This is a genomic window from Bifidobacterium reuteri DSM 23975 (genome assembly GCF_000741695.1).
Lineage (GTDB): Bacteria > Actinomycetota > Actinomycetes > Actinomycetales > Bifidobacteriaceae > Bifidobacterium > Bifidobacterium reuteri.
Window position 1 is genome coordinate 258,100 of sequence record NZ_JGZK01000005.1, and the last position, 18,053, is coordinate 276,152.

At 61.6% G+C, this 18,053-nt stretch carries 15 protein-coding genes and 2 tRNA genes; 14 read left to right on the forward strand and 3 right to left on the reverse strand.

Annotated features, from left to right (window positions below):
* Positions 1-7 precede the first annotated feature (7 nt).
* On the reverse strand, positions 8-1,252 hold the full coding sequence (locus BREU_RS06350) for a THUMP-like domain-containing protein (protein ID WP_081886595.1): 1,245 nt from the start codon (positions 1,250-1,252) through the stop codon (positions 8-10).
* An 86-nt stretch (positions 1,253-1,338) separates the two neighbouring features.
* On the opposite strand from BREU_RS06350, the gene BREU_RS06355 reads away from it, so the two are divergent.
* The 6 genes from BREU_RS06355 to BREU_RS06380 all read left to right on the forward strand — a co-directional run bounded on the left by BREU_RS06355 (position 1,339) and on the right by BREU_RS06380 (position 10,085).
* Positions 1,339-2,199, forward strand: coding sequence for a histidine phosphatase family protein (locus BREU_RS06355; protein ID WP_044088925.1), 861 nt, complete (start codon positions 1,339-1,341; stop codon positions 2,197-2,199).
* Positions 2,200-2,343: 144 nt separating this feature from the next.
* On the forward strand, positions 2,344-3,294 hold the full coding sequence (locus BREU_RS06360) for a magnesium transporter CorA family protein (protein ID WP_044088893.1): 951 nt from the start codon (positions 2,344-2,346) through the stop codon (positions 3,292-3,294).
* Positions 3,295-3,478: 184 nt separating this feature from the next.
* The gene (locus BREU_RS06365; RefSeq protein ID WP_161788295.1) at positions 3,479-4,315 is read left to right on the forward strand and encodes a transporter substrate-binding domain-containing protein; all 837 of its coding nucleotides are present in this window, start codon (positions 3,479-3,481) and stop codon (positions 4,313-4,315) included.
* 42 nt (positions 4,316-4,357) lie between these two features.
* Positions 4,358-7,321 (forward strand): leucine--tRNA ligase, encoded by a 2,964-nt coding sequence (gene leuS, locus BREU_RS06370; protein WP_044088894.1) that lies wholly within the window; start codon positions 4,358-4,360, stop codon positions 7,319-7,321.
* A gap of 299 nt (positions 7,322-7,620) precedes the next feature.
* Positions 7,621-8,295 (forward strand): ComEA family DNA-binding protein, encoded by a 675-nt coding sequence (locus tag BREU_RS06375; protein WP_238567021.1) that lies wholly within the window; start codon positions 7,621-7,623, stop codon positions 8,293-8,295.
* Positions 8,296-8,384: 89 nt separating this feature from the next.
* On the forward strand, positions 8,385-10,085 hold the full coding sequence (locus BREU_RS06380; protein WP_044088929.1) for a ComEC/Rec2 family competence protein: 1,701 nt from the start codon (positions 8,385-8,387) through the stop codon (positions 10,083-10,085).
* A gap of 33 nt (positions 10,086-10,118) precedes the next feature.
* Here BREU_RS06380 and BREU_RS06385 read toward each other — a convergent pair whose 3' ends face one another.
* Positions 10,119-10,652, reverse strand: a complete 534-nt coding sequence (locus BREU_RS06385; protein WP_044088896.1) for a peroxiredoxin — start codon at positions 10,650-10,652, stop codon at positions 10,119-10,121.
* Positions 10,653-10,743: 91 nt separating this feature from the next.
* Between BREU_RS06385 and holA the strand changes: the two genes are divergently transcribed.
* From holA to BREU_RS06425, 8 genes are all read left to right on the forward strand, one after another.
* A complete protein-coding gene (gene holA, locus BREU_RS06390) occupies positions 10,744-11,721 on the forward strand; it encodes a DNA polymerase III subunit delta (protein ID WP_044088930.1) in 978 nt (325 codons plus the stop codon).
* Positions 11,722-11,806: 85 nt separating this feature from the next.
* Entirely contained in the window at positions 11,807-12,391 is a 585-nt protein-coding gene (tsaE, locus tag BREU_RS06395; RefSeq protein ID WP_044088898.1) for a tRNA (adenosine(37)-N6)-threonylcarbamoyltransferase complex ATPase subunit type 1 TsaE, read from the forward strand.
* 128 nt (positions 12,392-12,519) lie between these two features.
* Positions 12,520-13,329 carry a tRNA (adenosine(37)-N6)-threonylcarbamoyltransferase complex dimerization subunit type 1 TsaB gene (gene tsaB / locus BREU_RS06400; protein WP_044088899.1) on the forward strand — a complete coding sequence of 270 codons (810 nt, stop codon included), beginning with the start codon at positions 12,520-12,522 and terminating at the stop codon, positions 13,327-13,329.
* The gene (gene rimI / locus BREU_RS06405) at positions 13,329-13,934 is read left to right on the forward strand and encodes a ribosomal protein S18-alanine N-acetyltransferase (RefSeq protein WP_081886582.1); all 606 of its coding nucleotides are present in this window, start codon (positions 13,329-13,331) and stop codon (positions 13,932-13,934) included. The genes tsaB and rimI overlap by 1 nt, the downstream gene beginning before the upstream one ends.
* A 2-nt stretch (positions 13,935-13,936) precedes the next feature.
* Positions 13,937-14,980, forward strand: coding sequence for a tRNA (adenosine(37)-N6)-threonylcarbamoyltransferase complex transferase subunit TsaD (tsaD, locus tag BREU_RS06410; protein ID WP_044095868.1), 1,044 nt, complete (start codon positions 13,937-13,939; stop codon positions 14,978-14,980).
* Positions 14,981-15,108: 128 nt separating this feature from the next.
* A tRNA-Asn gene (locus BREU_RS06415) sits at positions 15,109-15,181 on the forward strand.
* A gap of 49 nt (positions 15,182-15,230) precedes the next feature.
* Positions 15,231-15,306, forward strand: a tRNA-Asn gene (locus BREU_RS06420).
* 213 nt (positions 15,307-15,519) lie between these two features.
* Positions 15,520-16,308 carry a M23 family metallopeptidase gene (locus BREU_RS06425; protein WP_238567023.1) on the forward strand — a complete coding sequence of 263 codons (789 nt, stop codon included), beginning with the start codon at positions 15,520-15,522 and terminating at the stop codon, positions 16,306-16,308.
* A gap of 42 nt (positions 16,309-16,350) precedes the next feature.
* Here BREU_RS06425 and BREU_RS06430 read toward each other — a convergent pair whose 3' ends face one another.
* The gene (locus BREU_RS06430; RefSeq protein ID WP_044090210.1) at positions 16,351-18,039 is read right to left on the reverse strand and encodes a substrate-binding domain-containing protein; all 1,689 of its coding nucleotides are present in this window, start codon (positions 18,037-18,039) and stop codon (positions 16,351-16,353) included.
* Between the last annotated feature and the right edge of the window lie 14 nt (positions 18,040-18,053).

An 18,053-nucleotide genomic window follows, 5' to 3' on the forward strand; every position in this document is an offset into this window, starting at 1 on the left:
GGCCACCTTATTGTTGCTTGATGGTGCGGATGATGATGTGATGCCCCTCCGTGTCGGTGGTGGCGAACAGGTAGGTGTCCCCGCCGTCCTTGAGCCTGAGCTTCCTGCGCAGTCCCGCCACAGGCATGGGGAAATTCCGTACGGTGATGTTCGCGTGCGTCAGCCCCTTCATCGCACGGTTCAGGTCATGCTTGTTCATCGTGGTCACCGTCTCGATGGCGAATGAGCGTCCGGGGAATCCGCCAATCGACTGTCCGGAGACGAACAAGTGGCTGTTCGGACCGATCTGACGGACGTTGAACCGGCGCTCCACTATATCGAAGCATCCGGCCTTCATGATGGAGGCATTGGGCTCATACAGGTACTGCCAACCGGCGTCATCCGCAACGATTCTGCCATCAGAGGCACGATTCGCCGATTCGGCGGCGATCATGGCAGAATCGTTGCCCCTCGACGCATCAGGCACGAACTCCAACACCTGGTCGTCGTTGACGCACACCACACGGGGCGCGTCGCACCGGTCTCGGCCCAACACCAGCAGCAGCTCCTTGCACTCATTGCCGGTGGAGACGATATGCACCTCATGCACCGAGCCCGAAAAATCGGCGACCGTCTTATGCCAGTCGAGCATGGGGGACAGCTTGATCATGACCACGGACGCCTTGCCGAGCAGCAGATCCTTCAGCGCCAGAACATCCGGGGTGCAGTCCGCGATCGCATAGGTGCGCGAACCATGGTCGTCCCTGCGCGCCGGGTCGGCGAAGATCATCGACACCCGGTCAAGTCCCCGAACCGCTTCGGTGGAATCGCCGTTGATGATTCCGGCATGGGGCAGTCCCAGCAGCGGGAGATTATGCCGGGCGATATCGCACAGGTCCGGCTGCCGTTCCACATATGTCGCCGTGTCGAACACGCGGGCCATATAGGAGAAATCGACACCGAACCCGCCTGTCATATCCACGAGGGACGTGGGCGAGTCGGATGATGCCATGAGCCGTGACGCCACACGCGCCTTGTACTGTGCCGTGAACTGCGAAGAGCACTGTTCCATCGGGACCTGAGGCGGATAGATCACCCCCTCGCACCCCGCCCAGTCAGGAAGCTTGACACGCGCACGCTGCCACCCGGAAATCTGCTCCAGGGCGAACGGCAGATCGACCGACGCATCATGCCTGGCATGCAGCGCCAGATCGCGCACATCCTCATTGCGGTGTTCGGCTATAAACGCAAGGGTCTGTTCGGTAATCTCCACAACGGTCATTGTAAAGGAGCGTCGACCGTCCGGTGAGCGTCTCCACGGCTCATGATGATATGGAGGAAGAAGCCAAGGAGGTCCACATGATCGATGAAGTGGTGATGCTGCGCCACGGACGTACCCAATACAATCTCGAGCACCGGCTCCAGGGACAGATCGATGTGCCCCTCGACATCGTGGGGCAATGGCAGGCCGATCAGACAGGATTCGCGCTCGCGAGCCGTTTCTATTGGGCGAAGGTGAACCATCTGGCCGAGCATCCGGAATTGATTGCACAGCCGGGGTTCGGCGCCGCGGAACGCACCGACGTCAGGCAATGGCAGCAGGCTCCGGCGGCCTCCCGGCGCATGGCGGTCGTCTCCTCCGACCTGTTCCGCGCCCGGCAGACCGCGCATGCCTTCGCGGATGTCCTGGGGCTTGAGGTCCGGGTCGATGCGAGGCTGCGCGAGCGCAGTTTCGGCCAATGGGAAGGGCTCACCCGCGAGGAGATCAAGGAGCAGGACGCCGAGGCGTACGCCTCCTGGAAGCACCATACCGGTGGAGAGACGCGCTACGGCGTGGAAAGCCGGGCGCAGGTCGGTGAGCGAGGCGCCGCCGCCGTATGCGATCTGATCGCCGATCCGGCCATCAACGGCGAAGGTGCGGGACGCCATGACCCGGTCACGCTGATGCTGGTCGGCCACGGATCATGGATCACCGCCACCATCGCCAACCTGCTCGGGCTCGACCCGAACGGCATGAACGCCCTCGGCGGACTGCGCAATGCCAGCTGGTGCCGGCTCAAGGTGCGGCATACCGTCAACGGCCAGCCGGTGGACACGCCATACTTCGAACTCGACGAATACAACAAGACTCCGGCCGTTGCGGACAGCGCCGACTGGGAGAACGGTCCGTCCGATCTTCGAGGAGCCGGCATGCTGGATTGGCGGCCCGTCATATGGTGAGACAGCATGGCGTGTCATGCTCATATGCGCATGTCCGTGCCGGACCCGCCGTATGCGCAAATTCGAACGGTGGGTCTAGACTGATTCCGGTTTACGACCGTACAGCGATAGAACACTGGAAAGCGCGGAAGGCGGGTGAGCGTCATGCTGAGAATCTTCAGCTCAATCAACAACCAGGTCGAGCAGATCGAGAAACCCGAGAACGGCTCCTGGCTCTGTCTGAGCGAGCCGACAGATGTGGAGCTCGCCACCGTCGCATCCCAGACCGGCATCGACCTGGCCGATCTGCGTGCCCCTCTGGATGACGAGGAACGCTCCCGCGTGGATGTCGAAGACGACTACACGATGATCATCGTGGACATCCCCACCGTGGAGGAGCGTGGCGGACGCGACTGGTACGAGACCATCCCTCTGTCGATCATCGTGACCGAAAACCTCATCATCACCGTCTGCATGCAGGACACGCCCGTGCTGCACCCGTTCATGGAAGGCACCATCCGTGGGTTCAACACCTACATGCGATCCCGGTTCATCCTGCAGATCCTCTACCGCAATGCCACGATGTACCTGCGATACCTGCGCATCATCGACCGCGAAAGCGACAAGCTCGAACTGAAGCTGCGTCACTCCATGCAGAACCGTGAGATCGTGATGCTCATGGAGCTGTCGAAGACCTTGGTGTACTTCACCACGTCGTTGAAGTCGAACGAAATCGTGATGGAGAAGCTCACCACCCTGCAGCGCATCAAGCAGTATCCGGACGACGAGGACCTGCTCGACGACGTCATCACCGAGAACAAGCAGGCCATCGAGATGGCCAACATCTACAGCGGGGTCCTTGCGAACATGACCGACGCCTTCGCGTCGATCGTGTCCAACAACCTGAACAATGTGATGCGCATCTTCACGATCATCTCCATCACGCTGTCCATCCCGACGCTCATCTTCTCGATGTACGGCATGAACTTCGTGCCCGGACAGCTGGGCATGCCGTTCACCGACAAGACCTGGGGATTCACGCTCATCATCGTGATCTCCATCGTGCTCTCCGGCGTGGTCACCTGGTTCCTCACCCGCTCCCGACTGTTCAAATGAGTTTGGATTGCCCTGTGCATGCTGTGATGAATGCTGTGAAGGGTCTTTTTATCATGAGGTCAAAGTGCTGATGCTGCCGTCGCGACGTCCGGTCCCATGCCGTGAAGACGGGGACATCCTAGGCCATGGCGCGGATCGGGCCGGGGCGGCTCATTCCATCCGACGCAGTATGCGGCGGCATGCGATCCGGGCGATTGCCGTGGCATCGGGCATGGTCGCATTGCTTTCCGGATGCGGACAGATCCAGGTGACGGCCGTATCGGGCGCACCGGAAGGCCCGACCATCGCCATCGGCGTCGCGGCGGACGAGCCGGGCGTCAGCGTGTGGCACGATGGCACATACGAGGGATTCGACGTGACTGTGGCGAAATATGTGGCGTCACGTCTCGGATACGCGAACAAACAGATCGTATTCAAGCAGGTGCGTCCCGAAAACCGTCAATCCATGCTTGACAGCGGACAGGTCGATCTGGTGGTGGCATCCTGGGCCATCACCGACGAGTCCCGCGCCGCGGTCGATTTCGCCGGACCATACCTGACCACCGGCGTGGGGCTTCTGGTACGCGCAGACGACCGTACGACGCTCTCCGCGGACGGCGACAGTGTGGGCGAGCTCGGGCGACGCAATATCTGCGTGGTGAAAGGCGACGAAACGGCATCGATGCTCCTCGAAAACCATAGTGATGCCGTGGCGCAGGAACGCGACAGCTACGCCCAGTGCGTCACTGCGCTCGAAGCGGGATCGGCCGACGCCATCGCCTCGGACCAGGTGGTGCTGGCCGGTCTGCGACAGGCCAACGGTCCGCAGTACTCGGCTCTTCTGACGGATGCGGGAACCGTCTCATACGGAATCGCTGTCGGCAAAGGCAATGCCCGGTTGGCCGGAACGATAGCGCAGTCACTCAAGGACATGGTTGCGGACGGCAGCTGGGACGACGCCCGCAGCACGCTGGAGAACCAGACCATGCTCGCTATTTCGCGTGACGGCACTCCCGGCGCCATCGTCTCGGATGATGAATAACGAAAAGGAACGTGTCCAGTTACGCGGCTACCTTGCTGATTTATGAGTGACAACGAGAAGAGCACGCAAACCGAAGAGCCCGGCTTCCGTTATAACGCCCGATTGGCGCAGGACATCGAGAACAAATGGCAGAAGATCTGGGATGAACGCGGCACGTTCTGGGCCGCCAACGTCAATGGCGACCTGAAGGACGGCAAGGGGCGCAACGCCGACGGCCGCACCGCCTATTTCGCCATGGATATGTTCCCCTACCCCTCCGGCAAAGGCCTGCATGTCGGTCATCCGCTGGGCTATCTGGCCTCCGATGTCGTGAGCCGCTATCACCGCATGAAGGGCGAGAACGTGCTGCACGCCATGGGCTACGACGCCTTCGGTCTGCCTGCCGAACAATATGCCGTGCAGACCGGCCAGCATCCGCGCGTGACCACCGAAGCGAACATCGCCAACATGTCCCGTCAGCTGCACCGCATGGGCCTGTCGTTCGACAACCGCCGCACCTTCGCCACCATCGACCCCGGCTATGTACGCTGGACGCAGTGGATCTTCTCCCGCATCTACGAATCCTGGTATGACGACGAGGCCACCAACCCTTCCGGGACCAAGGGCTCCGCGCGTCCGATCAGCGAGCTTGTGGCCAAGTTCGAGTCCGGCGAGAAGGCCATCCCCGGCCATGAGCATGACGGCAAGGCATGGGCCGACCTGACCGATGCGGAGCAGCAGGATATACTGAACGACTTCCGACTGGCATACATCTCCAAGTCACCGGTCAACTGGTGCCCCGGTCTGGGAACCGTGCTCGCCAACGAGGAGGTCACCGCCGAGGGCAAGTCCGAGCGCGGCAACTTCCCGGTGTTCCAGCGTGAACTGCGCCAGTGGTCCATGCGCATCACCAAGTACGGCCATCGTCTGATCGAGGACCTCGACGGCATCGACTGGCCCGAGAAGGTCAAGCTCATGCAGCGCAACTGGATCGGTGAATCCCATGGTGCCTCCGTGCACTTCAGCGTTGCCACCGCCGATGGCGACAAGGACATGGAAATCTACACCACCCGTCCCGACACCCTGTTCGGCACCACCTTCGCCGTGGTCTCCCCGGAGCATAACCTGCTGCAGTACGTCCCCGCCGAATGGCCTGCCGGCATACCCGAAGCATGGAAGGGCGGCTACGCCAGCCCTGCGGAAGGAGTCAAGGCATACCGTCTCGCCGCCGAATCCAAGACCGCCAAGGACCGTGTGGACGAGGGCGGCGAGAAGACCGGTCTGTTCACCGGCCTGTACGCCACAAACCCGATCACCGGCGCGAAGCTTCCGCTGTTCACCGCAGACTACGTGCTGATGGACTACGGCACCGGTGCCATCATGGCCGTGCCCGGTGGCGACCAGCGTGACTACGATTTCGCCGTCAAGTTCGGCCTGCCGGTGATCTACACCGTTCAGCCGCTGCCGGATTCCGGCGACGATCTGGCCGATTACGAAGGCAAGGCGCCGTTCGTCTCGCATGACGGCATCGTGATCAACTCCTCGGTGGACGTTACGGCGGCCAAGGGCGACGCGCTGTCCCTGAACGGGCTTCGCGTCGATGACGCCATCGCCAAGGTCAACGAATGGCTCGAATCCGCCGGCGTGGGCAAGGGCACGGTGAGCTACCGTCTGCGCGACTGGCTGTTCTCCCGCCAGCGCTACTGGGGAGAGCCCTTCCCTATCGTCTATGGCGAGGACGGCACCCCGCACCTGCTGCCGGACTCCGCGCTGCCCATCAACCTTCCCGACGTGCCCGACTACGAGCCGCGCACCTTCGACCCGATGGACGCCGAGTCCAACCCCGAGGCGCCGCTGAGCCGCAACGAGGACTGGGTCAAGGTCGAGCTCGATCTGGGCGATGGCGTCAAGACCTATTACCGTGACACCAACACCATGCCGAACTGGGCCGGCTCCTGCTGGTACTACATGCGTTACATCGATCCGGCCGACACCAAGCACATGGTCGAAAAGGACGAGTTCGACTACTGGATGGGCCCGAACCACAACAAGTACTCCGGCGACGAGGGTGGCGTGGACCTCTACATCGGCGGCGTGGAGCATGCGGTGCTGCACCTGCTGTACTCCCGCTTCTGGCACAAGATCCTCTTCGACCTGGGCTACGTGGACTCCGCCGAACCGTTCCACAAGCTGTTCAACCAGGGCATGATCCAGGCCTACGCCTACACCGACGACCGTGGCCAGTACGTGCCGGCCGACGAGGTCGTGGAAGGTCCGGCCGACGCCTCCGGCGAGCCGACGTTCACCTGGAACGGCGAACACGCCAACCGTGAGTTCGGCAAGATGGGCAAGTCACTCAAGAACATCGTGACCCCGGACTTCATGTATGAGAACTACGGCGCCGACACCTTCCGCCTGTACGAGATGAGCATGGGCCCGCTGGACGAGTCCCGCCCGTGGAACACGCGCAACGTGGTGGGCGGCATGCGCTTCCTGCAACGCCTGTGGCGCAACGTGGTCGATGAGACCACCGGCGAGGTGCACGTGTCCGAAGACACTCCGGACGAGAAGACGCTCAAGCTGCTCAACAACACCATCGCCGAAGTGACCGTGGAGATGGAGGGCATGCGTCCGAACACCGCCATCGCCAAGCTCATCGTGCTCAACAACCATCTGACTTCCCTGAAGTCCGTGCCCCGTGCCGCCGTGGAGCCGCTGATCCTCATGCTGGCACCGATCGCGCCGCATATCTGCGAGGAGATGTGGAACAAGCTCGGACACCCCGAATCCCTCTCCGCCGAGCCGTGGCCGGTGGCCGACGAGCGCTACGTGGGTCATGACACCGTGACCGCCGTGGTGCAGATCAAGGGCAAGGTGCGCGCCAAGCTCGAAGTTCCGGTCGACATCGATCCGGCCGACCTCGAGAAGCAGGCGCTGGAGGCTGTGGTGGACCGTCTTGGCGGCAAGCAGCCGCGCAAGGTCATCGTCAAGGCGCCGAAGATCGTCTCCATCGTGCCCGCCGAATAAGGACGGCCGACACCGGCAATGTGGATAACTCCAGAAGCTGGAACCACATACCCCGATTCAGCTGGACATCATGCCCATGCGTCCATCACCGTGGATGCATGGGCATTTTCCGTATCGCGTCAACAGCGTCAACATCGCCAGCAAGATCAACGGCGTCATCGTCATCATGTCGGCTGCAGGGCTTGCACGGCGGATTCGATCGCATCGAATCCGGATCCGGGCATGCCACGCAAACCGTGCGCGATGCCGGTCGCGTCGGCGAGATTCCTCCACCACCTGGTTATGAGGGTATCCATCCATTGCCGGATCGGGTTGCGGCCGACAGGTCGTCATCCGATGATTCAAGTCATTCATCCGGCTTCGATGATGTGGCAGCGGCCGGCACCATGGCGCGAGACCGGAAACCGCTCGGCGAACTGATCGGAGTACGACTCTCGGATTCGGCCGCAGAAGGTGCAAGACGGAGCCGGGACAAGCCACGCGTGGTGTTCACGGTCAACCATGCGCTGGCGGTGATCCTGATCCTGATCGCGGCATTGGGCGCCAGCCTGGCGTTGCTGGTGCAGCAGTCGATGAATCTGACGGCATTGTCATCAGGCATCGGCACCTCCTCAGACATCGGCACAGCGCAGCTGGATGGCGGCGAAGCGGATGCGGACGGCGACACCCGAACGGGTGATACCGATCCCGGTGACGATGCCCCCTCCAACCCTGGTATCGACACCGGTTCCGCCGCCGGCGACGATGGTGAAGCCGATCCCTTGCCGCAGGCCGATGACCACCGCATCGATCTCAACACGGCCACATCCGAGCAATTGCAGACCATCAACGGCATCGGACCGACCATGGCGGAGCGTATCCTCGCCCATCGCGAATCCATCGGACGGTTCTCATCAGTCGATCAGCTTCTCGACGTCGACGGCATCGGCTCCAAAACCCTGGAGAAGATGCGGGGGCAGGTGACGGTGCGATGAACACCGCAACGCATATCGTGCATGATGCGCCGCCCGCCATCGCCGGAGCGGATTGGATGCTGCGCGAACAGGGCAGTCGGGACTGGCGCATGCTCCCGGTGGCGCTGGCGCTGTGGGCTTCCAGCCTTGCCTCGCATATCGGATTCGACCGATGGCCCGGACAACAGCGCATCGACATCCCTACCGGGTCATTTGACATGACCATATTGCCGATAACCGTTTTCGCCATAATGATGGTACTGACATTGGCCGTGCTCTGTGCGGCGTTCCACACCAAGGCTCGTTGGGCGGGCACGATCGCTGTATGCCTCGCCATGGCCTGTGTAGGCGGCATTACCGCTATTGCCGCCGACACAGCCGAATGGCGCGACCCCGCGGCGATATGGGCCAGAAACCAGGGCGGTCTGACACAGGTTCATGCCACGGTGTCCGCTCCCGTCATAGCTTCCGATCTGCGCGATTACGATTGCCGGATCGATGTGCGGCTCAACGGCATCGCGCCTGCCATGCAGGGAGCGGATGACGGATTCCGGCATTCGTCGGCGGATGTCCGTGTGTATGCCGCGGAATCGTATTGCTCCCGATTCCACAGAGGGGCGACGTATCGCTTGTCCGGCACCCTGCAGGAAGCCGAATACGGACATATGCCATTATGGCTCCTGCTGCAGGGCGGCGATCCCGTCGTGCAGATGGCCAATGGGCCACCGTACCGGACCGCCATAGAGCATATGCAGCAGTCGTTCTTCCTGATCACCGAGCAGCTGTCCGATCAGGGACGCGTACTCGTGCCGGGACTGACCATGGGCGTGCTGGGACAGGATTACGTGAGCGTGTCGCCTCCGGGGCACGTCGGCTCACCCCTCGACGACACCTATGCGGCCACGCTTGAAGAACGGTTCCGCCGATCCGGCATCATGCATCTGATGGCTGTCTCCGGAGGCCATTTCATCATGTTGGCGGAAGCGGTCCGACGCCTCTGCAGACGATGGCTGATATGCCAGCAGCTCAGCGCCGGAGCGATCGCCGGTGCGTATCTGGTCCTGGCCCTATTGGTCTATCCCAGTGATTCGGTGACCCGTGCGCTGATCATGGGCCTGCTCGGAGCCGGAGCCTATGCGCTGGGACGCCGGTCCCAAGCATTGAGCGCCCTGTGCTGGACGGTGACCGGTACACTCATCCTCGAACCGGAAATGTCGCAGAGCTATGGATTCGCGTTGTCCTCGGCGGCGGTACTCGGCATGGTATTGTTCGCTGGACCAATCGGCAAGACGGCGGGACGCATACTGCCGGAAGCCATCGCGCAGATGGTGGCGATGACCATGGCGGCACAGTTGTTCACACTGCCGATTCAGATACTGATGGAACCTGAGCTGCCGTTGCTTTCCATACCGGCGAACATATTGGTCTCACCTGTTGTGGGCTTCTCGACGATCACCGGGCTCATGGCGCTCGCCTGCGCGTGGTGCCTGCCATGGTTGGCAGGCACGCTCGCCTGGGTCGCCTCGGCGGGCACATTAGTGATGGAACGGGTGGCGATGTGGCTGGGTGGCAGCACATGGTCCGTGATGCCCTGGCCGGATGGGATAGCCGGCGCCTTACTGGTCCTGCTCATTGAAGCCGCCTGCATGGTGATCGTCATGGCCGTGAGCCGATTCGCACGTCGACGCACCATGCAGGACATTCGGCCTTCCGGACAACGGTTCGGCTCATCGCGCCGGGTACGGTTCGCCATCTGGTGGCAGGAGACGCGGCGCATGCTCCATGTGACCGCATCAGACGGGAGCACGTGACTCACCATTGGCCGCAATCCCATGCGGAAGACGTCATCCGAGTCGTTTCAGCAGCGATTCCACATGCCCCTTGGCCCGCACATTGTAACGTGCCAGTTCGATGCGCCCATCGGCGGCGATGGCGAACGTGGAACGCAATACGCCCACGTGCGTCTTGCCGTACAGCTTCTTTTCGCCGTATGCGGCATATCGTTTGTGCACGATGAGGTCCGGGTCGGACAACAGCGGGAACGACAGGTGGTCGCGCTCGCGGAACCGCTGCAGTTTGGCCACGGGATCCTTGGATACGCCGAGCACCGTGTAGCCGAGCGACTCGAGGCGGGCCATGTTGTCACGGAAGTCGCATGCCTCGGTGGTGCAGCCGGGGGTCATTGCGGCGGGATAGAAGTACAGGATCACGTTGCGGCCGGCCGTGGTAAGCGCGGACAGCGTGACGCTGGTCTGGCTGCCGTCCGGTTCGACGGCGGTCAGCGTGAAATCAGGCGCAGGCTGGCCGGGCTCAAGCCGTGCGGGCATCGTCGCCGCGTCAGTGGCGTTGTTCATATCCTGGGGTTCGATATCGCTCATACCGTCCATCGTAGTGCGCGGAACCGGGCAATGGCGGGGCTGACACCGATTATGTCGGGCTTTGTCCAAAGGATGTGGGGTGATGGAAGGCATGGCCAGATCAACAGCGAATGCACCGGTGACGGTGGTGCCGGGCGGAGACTCATATCTGAACTCCATGCGCGTCAAGGAACTCTGCACGGCGGCGCTCAGGGCGCGCCCGGACGCGGAATTCATCGAACTGGACGCCACCGGAGCCGACCGGTATGCATTCGATGAGGCCGTAAGCCCCTCGCTGCTCTCCGATGTGGCGGTGGTCAGGATCGACAACCTGCAGAACGCGGACGAGAAACTCGCCGAATCCCTCCTCGCCTACACCAAACAGGCAGTCAGGGACCCGCAGGGTTCCAGCGTGGTGATATGCCAGCATGAAGGCGGCGCCAAAGGCAAACGCCTCCTCGACCAACTGGTGAAGGCGGGGGCGCGTACGGAGGATGTACCGGACCTGAAGAAGCCGGACGCGCAGCTGAACTTCGTCTACAAGGAATTCGAGAAGCGCAAACGGCGAGTGGAACCGGCAGCAGCGCAACAGCTGGTCGCCGTACTCGGCGGCAAGACCGGCGAACTCGCCGCGATGTGTGAGCAGCTGTGTTTCGATTTCGACGACGATCCCATCGCGTTGCAGCGTGTCAACCAGTATTTGACCACCAATCCACAGGTCACCGGCTTCGCTGTCGCCGACAAGGCGCTTGAAGGGCACACGTCGCAGGCCATCGTCATGATGCGTGCCGCTGTGGAGCAGGGGACCGACCCGATAGCGCTGATCGGCGCCTTGGCCATGAAACTGCGGACATTGGCCAAGGCTTCCGCGGTGAAATCCGGCACCATCTCGCAAGCGGAGGCCAAAACGAACCCCTGGGTGTTGCGCAACGCCGCAAGACAGCTTGGCGGTTGGACCTCTGCGGGAATGTCCCATTGCATCCGCATGCTGGCGTGGGCCGACGAGCAGAGCAAAACCAACGGAGGAGACCCGCTCTACGCGTTGGAACGCTGCATCGAGGACATCAGCCACAAAGGACGACCGGCATAGACCGGCATAAACCCTCCCGAGGCGCGCGAGGCGCTCGACACCAATACCAGCGGACACACAGACAGTACAGAGGATGACACCGGACATGAACACGATCACGACACACGCATCCACCGCACAAGCCATGCGGCAGCTCGGCGCACAGGTGGCCGGCCAAGTCAGAGGAGGTGACGTGCTGCTGCTCTCCGGGCCGCTCGGCGCCGGCAAAACCACGTTCGCCCAAGGCTTCGGCGCGGGATTGGGCATCGAGGAGCCCATCGTCTCACCCACCTTCACCATCGCCCGCGAACTGGACGGACGATTCGCCGACGGAACCGCCGCCCATCTGGTCCATGTGGACGCATACCGACTCGGAGGTGCCGCATACGCACCCGGGCAGGACGCCATCGGCCGGCTCCTTGACGAACTCGAATCGCTCGGCCTCGACGAAGAACTCGAAGACCCCGGCGAGAACACCGTGGTGCTGATGGAATGGGGCGAACAGATGGCCACCGCATTGGCCGACGAACGATTGGAAATCCACATCGGCAGACCATTGGATCCGACGGCCATCAGTGAGCACGGCGACCAGGACGGTCTACAAGACAGCCAGCCTGTGCTCACCAGCAACGGCATCCGCACGGTGACCTTCGTACCAGTGGGCGCCCGCTGGCAAGGCTTCACCATATAAGAGACCAACGAGCCACGATGGGCAGCGTCTGCACGCACGCGCCCGCAGGCGCTCTCTTCGATGTACACTCTCTTAAGGTTCGGTACGGATAATGCCATGTGCGCGTGAGCATACGGCTAGGAGGATACATGGGTTGCACACTGGTGATTGACACCTCATTCGGTTCGACGGTCGGCGTCGTGGGGCATGAGCCCATCGTCGAAACGGATTCTCGCACCCATGTGGAGAAGTTGCAAGTCAACATCGCATGTGCGGTGGAACAGGCCGGGTTCGCCCCACAGGACATCAATACCATCGTGGCAGGCGTAGGACCCGCCCCATTCACCGGATTGCGCGCGGGAATCGTGGCGGCCAAGGCGCTCGCTTTCGCCACCGGCGCCAAGCTGCTCGGCCAGAATGCGCTTGAGCCGCAGGCGCAATGGAACGCAATACGCCGCGGGAAGAAAGGCACTCTGGGCGATCCGCGCAGTCGGCATGTGCTGACGTTGGCGGTCAACGATGCACGCCGCAGACAACTGTATTTCGAACTGTGCGCAAGTCCGGCTGCGGATCAAGGGCCGGATGCTTCCGCGCCTGCCAAGCCTCTGATTGCGATGGACATCGATTATCCGGCCTCCATCGTGGACCGTGTGAACCAAGCCGTCGAAGCGTACGCCGCCGACGTTGACGGCGATGTGATCGTGGACGTGATCGGCCACGGCGCTCGCAGGTATGCTTCCGTGCTGGCCGATATCAGGCATCTGGGTGATATCGACGATGAATCAGTGCTCGACCAGGGTGCGCAGGGGCTGAGCATATTCGCGGCGGAAGCGCTGCTGAACTCCGGCCTGCATCTGGATGAGCCGGTCGAACCGTTGTATCTCCGCCGTCCTGACGCTGAGATCCCGGCGCCGCTGAAGCATGTGCTCGGCCATGAAGGTGCGGAGCGTAACGCCTGATGCTGATCACTCAACAGGAACTCGGCCATGAACAGGCCGTTGCCGCCATGCGGTCGCTGGAAGTGGAGCTCTTCGGCAACCACGCATGGAGCGAGGCCTCGGTGAGGCAGGAACTGGAACTGCCGAGCCGCACCTACGTGTTCGATGTCGCGGAACCGATGCCGAAATCGGATGCCGATACGCCCTCGGTTCGCGGATTCGCGGGATACTGGTATGACGGTGAGGACGCGGAAATCATGGATGTCGGCGTCGGCAAAGCCTACCAGCGGCACGGCATAGCCCGGGCTCTGATGACGGCGCTGATAGACCATGCCCGTGCAGCCGGCGCGCGAAGGATGCTGCTGGAAGTCAGTGTGATTAATGCGCCTGCCCTCGCCTTGTACCGGGGCTTCGGATTCGAACGCATCGGACTGCGCAAACGCTATTACCAGCCCGAGGGCATCGACGCCTATGTGATGGCCTTGGACCTGCAGCCGCGCGTCGTGGGATTCCAGCCTTCCGGAGCCGGCGGCGCCAACGTCGCCGAGGCTATTGGTGCGGAGTCCGGAGGGCACGTCGATGAGAATGCCTATGAACGGCAGAAGACAAGTGGACAGGAGCTGTAACCATGAGCGAGCCGATTGTATTGGGTATCGAATCCACCTGTGACGAAACCGCGGCCGCCATCGTGCGTGGCCGCGAGCTGCTGTCCAATGTGGTGGCCTCATCGATGGAGGAACATGCGCGGTATGGAGGTGTGATTCCGGAGATCGCCTCACGTGCGCACGCCGAGGCGTTCGTGCCATGCGTCTCCAAGGCGTTGGCCGACGCGGATATGACCCTGGCTGATGTCGATGCCATTGCGGTCTCCGCCGGTCCGGGGCTGGCCGGCTGTCTGGCCGTGGGCGTCTCCGGTGCCAAGGCGCTGGCATGGGCTGCGAACAAGCCGATCTATGGTATCAACCATGTCATAGGCCACATCGCGGTGACGCAGTTGCAGTTTGGTGCTTTCCCTCCGGATACGCTGGCTCTCATCGTCTCCGGAGGGCATACCTCGCTGCTGCATGTGGAGGATATGCCGCGCAAGATTGACGTGGTCGGCACGACGCTCGATGATGCGGCGGGGGAGTGCTTCGATAAGGTGGCGCGCCTGCTCGGCTTCCCCTATCCGGGCGGCCCGCACATCGACCGTCATGCCCAGCATGGCGACCCTCATGCGATCCGTGTGCCGCAGGGCCTCACCCAGGGCAAGGCAGGAGCTGCGCATCCATATGATTTCAGCTTCTCCGGTGTCAAGACCGCCGTGGCCCGTTGGGTGGAAGGGGAGCAGGCCGCAGGCCGGGAGATTCCAGTGGATGACGTCTGCGCCTCACTGGCCGACTCGGTGGCCACCCGTGCTGGCCGTAAGGCCATGCGCGGCTGTGAGCAGTATGGCTCCGATACGCTGATCGTCGGCGGAGGATTCTCCGCCAACTCGCAGCTGCGCGCCAAGCTGCTCGAATTCGGCGAGCGTCATGGTGTCGATGTACGTATCCCGCAGATCAAGCTCTGCACCGACAATGGTGCCATGGTCGCCATGCTCGGCGTGAACCTAGTCGAAGCCGGTGTGGCTCCCAGCGCACCTGACTTTCCGATCGATTCCGCCATGCCGTTGACTCAAGTGTCAATGTGATTTCGTGCGGATGCCTGAAATCGGCGGAATAAGGCGCGACATGCCTACACGCATGTAATTTGCTTTTTTGCGGACGGCATGTAAGATATGTGACTTGTGCGCGAGAGAAATCTCAAGCATGACAGCATTCCTGCGTAGCTCAGTTGGCAGAGCATCCGACTGTTAATCGGACGGTCGCTGGTTCAAGCCCAGCCGCAGGAGCTTCTTCCGGTCGGGTCGTTGCTGGCCTGTCTGGTTGATAATTGAATATTCCTGCGTAGCTCAGTTGGCAGAGCATCCGACTGTTAATCGGACGGTCGCTGGTTCAAGCCCAGCCGCAGGAGCCATGTGAAGCCCCTTGGTGGAATGCCAAGGGGCTTCGTTTTTTGAGGCACCGTTTCTCTATAGACCTGCGAACGTTGATGGGCGCCGTTGGCGACTTATATAAAGTCTTTTGTGCTATGTGGATAACCTGGCAAGCTGGAACCACATACCCCGATCGAGCTGGACACCGCACGCTTGATTCCATCAAGGTGGAAGACACCGGCAATGATGCCGGCATGATTCGGCATGCATCCATGCCGCCGATCTGGAATGAGGTGTCAAAGGATATGAATGGGTATTGGTTCGATTGGCGTCGGCATGCCGCCCGACGCGCCGCCAGACTGCGTGAACACGAGCGTAGACGGGCGGAGGAGCGACGGACGTGGATGGATGCCGCAGTGGCCGCCGCAACGGCATTGGGACTGGCTCTGGCGCTGCTGATGGGACTGACCGTTGAAGCGTCATGGGGCGCTTCGCCCTATTCCTCGATTCAGCAGACGGCCTCGAATGGTACTGCCACACAGACGAAAGACATGTCGCCCGACGTCCAAGAGACGCTTCTGCCTGTGGATTTCACCGATCTGACGATGCTGGAAGAACGATCCACGTCGCGGTGCTCGGCACGATACGGTTGGCCCGTCAGCAATCCGGTGGTCGAGGCTCCGTTCGACAGGCCACTTACTCCGTGGGCACCCGGACATAGGGGAATCGATGTCAAGGCGCGGCAGGGGGACTCGATTTCGGCGCCTGCTGCTGGAACCATCAGTTTCGCGGGGAAGGTCGGCGGCAAGGATGTGGTGAGTCTACGCCACCGTGGGGGAGTGACCTCGACCTTCGAGCCCGCCGTGACCACGCTTGAGGTCGGAATGAACGTGAATGGAGGGGCCTCCATCGGCGTGGTGGACGGCGAATCCGACCATTGCTCAATCCGCCAATGCCTGCATTGGGGATTGAAGCGCGGGGCGCACGATTATCTGGATCCGGAGCGATACGTCGGCGAATACATGATCGTACTGAAGGAATGATCTGTACGCGGGCCTGGTCCCCACATCCCAGCGAGATCCATGTCACAACCCTGCATCGGCCAGGCTGATATAGCCGGGATCGATGAGCGTGGCCTTGAGATTGCTGGCGCTGACGGCCAATGGCGGTTCGTTCAGCGTCGGCACCTTCTTGATGCCTCCCACTGTGCTATCGCGCACGGATGACATGTCGCTGAGCGGTTTGCCGGTGTTCAGTCTCCCGCATACTTCGGCGATGTCGGCGGCGAGGAGCTGCCGGTTTTCGATGCCGGTCATCCATTGCTTGCCTTTGACGACATTGGGGATGCTGGAGATATACGAGCCATAGCCGGTGACCAAAGGCCACTGTGAGTCTTTTCCTTTGTCGGTCTCATTGGCCGCATCCGAACCGGTATCGTTTGCGGAATCGTCGTTTTCGGGGGCTTTGACGGGGTCGGGGACGCTTTCGCGTGCCAGATCCTTTTTGCCTGTGATGTTGCCGATGATACCGGAAATCGTGATTTGCGGATTGATGTCGGCCGCAGAGCCGGTGTACCCCAGATCATCCAGTTTCGCCACCACTTCGGAAGCTACGTAATCGTTCATCGCGATGATGCCGTCGATGCGGGTGGTCGTGGAAGTGCTGCCGGAATGCTCCAGTCGCATCGACAGAACCTTGGCAGTGGCGCGGTCCTTGCCGATGTCGTAGGCTACGTTGAGCCAATCATCCTCGGTGGTGTTTTTTGTCAATGCTCCTGAAGGGCTGATCACTGTGCCTTTCTGGTAATACGCGCCGAGCACCTGCCAGATGCCTTGGAATGCCTCCTTGGCGAACTGCGAGTCGATGCCGGCGCCCGTATCGCCGTCATCCGATGTGGTATACGGCAGCAAAACCTCGATGCGTTTGGGATTGTCCTTGCTCGCCTTGTCCAATTCGAGTTTGGCGGCCACGTTCTGAGCCTGCAGATGTCCGATGGTCCGCGCATCGGAGAACGATACGAATGCGTCCGGCTTGTATCCTTCAATGCTATTGGCCAGAAGCACCACATGCATGCCCGATTCCTGGGCGAGTTTCAGTGATGAGACCAGACGCTGCACTGCCTGGGCCTGTGTGTCGTCGTCGTTTTCGGTGCTGTCATCGGAATCGGCTGTGTTGTCGTTGCTCTCGTCGTTCGAGTTGGTGGACGAGGAGGACTGTCCATTCGAGGACCCATCCTCCGGCTGATCGGATGTGGCGTCGTCGGAATCCGTAGCTCCTTCATCGGCATCGGATTCGGTGCTCAGCTCCTGGCTGACATAATCGCCGTACTGGCGGGTCGAATCATCGGCGGCCACCACCGGGGCGACCAGTACCGTCGTGTTCTCCGCTGGGATGGCGATGCCAGAATCATCGGTCACTGTTTTCCCGGAGAGCCGGTTGACCACATAATCCTGAATCGCCCTGCTTTGCTTATCCAGCGTATCGGAAGTGGCATGCGAGATGTTCTCTTTCTTGAACCCGTACTGGACGAGCGCGTCAGTCAATTCCGGCGTGAGCTTGGCCCATTTGTTCAAGGGGGTCTGCTGATTCAATGTGATGCCGTCTGACGGTGTGAACAGCGCGGCTGCTCCCATGGAATCGGAGGTGATGGTGGTCTTCGTGCCACCGTCGGCGTCGTCATCGTGGCTGGCGCTGCATGCAGTCAGGGACAATACCATTGCGCATGCCGCTGTGATGGCGGTGGCGATAGTGACGGAGCGACGTACGAACCCCATAAACGAACAATCCT

Excerpts from the sequence above, each read along its gene's own strand:
- tsaD (WP_044095868.1), top strand. The coding sequence starts at position 13,937 with ATGAGCGAGCCGATTGTATTGGGTATCGAATCCACCTGTGACGAAACC.
- BREU_RS06425 (WP_238567023.1), top strand. The coding sequence starts at position 15,520 with ATGATTCGGCATGCATCCATGCCGCCGATCTGGAATGAGGTGTCAAAG.
- BREU_RS06360 (WP_044088893.1), top strand. The coding sequence starts at position 2,344 with ATGCTGAGAATCTTCAGCTCAATCAACAACCAGGTCGAGCAGATCGAG.
- holA (WP_044088930.1), top strand. The coding sequence starts at position 10,744 with ATGGCCAGATCAACAGCGAATGCACCGGTGACGGTGGTGCCGGGCGGA.
- rimI (WP_081886582.1), top strand. The coding sequence starts at position 13,329 with ATGCTGATCACTCAACAGGAACTCGGCCATGAACAGGCCGTTGCCGCC.
- leuS (WP_044088894.1), top strand. The coding sequence starts at position 4,358 with ATGAGTGACAACGAGAAGAGCACGCAAACCGAAGAGCCCGGCTTCCGT.
- BREU_RS06430 (WP_044090210.1), bottom strand. The coding sequence starts at position 18,039 with ATGGGGTTCGTACGTCGCTCCGTCACTATCGCCACCGCCATCACAGCG.
- tsaE (WP_044088898.1), top strand. The coding sequence starts at position 11,807 with ATGAACACGATCACGACACACGCATCCACCGCACAAGCCATGCGGCAG.
- BREU_RS06380 (WP_044088929.1), top strand. The coding sequence starts at position 8,385 with ATGCTCCCGGTGGCGCTGGCGCTGTGGGCTTCCAGCCTTGCCTCGCAT.
- BREU_RS06355 (WP_044088925.1), top strand. The coding sequence starts at position 1,339 with ATGATCGATGAAGTGGTGATGCTGCGCCACGGACGTACCCAATACAAT.
- BREU_RS06385 (WP_044088896.1), bottom strand. The coding sequence starts at position 10,652 with ATGAGCGATATCGAACCCCAGGATATGAACAACGCCACTGACGCGGCG.
- tsaB (WP_044088899.1), top strand. The coding sequence starts at position 12,520 with ATGGGTTGCACACTGGTGATTGACACCTCATTCGGTTCGACGGTCGGC.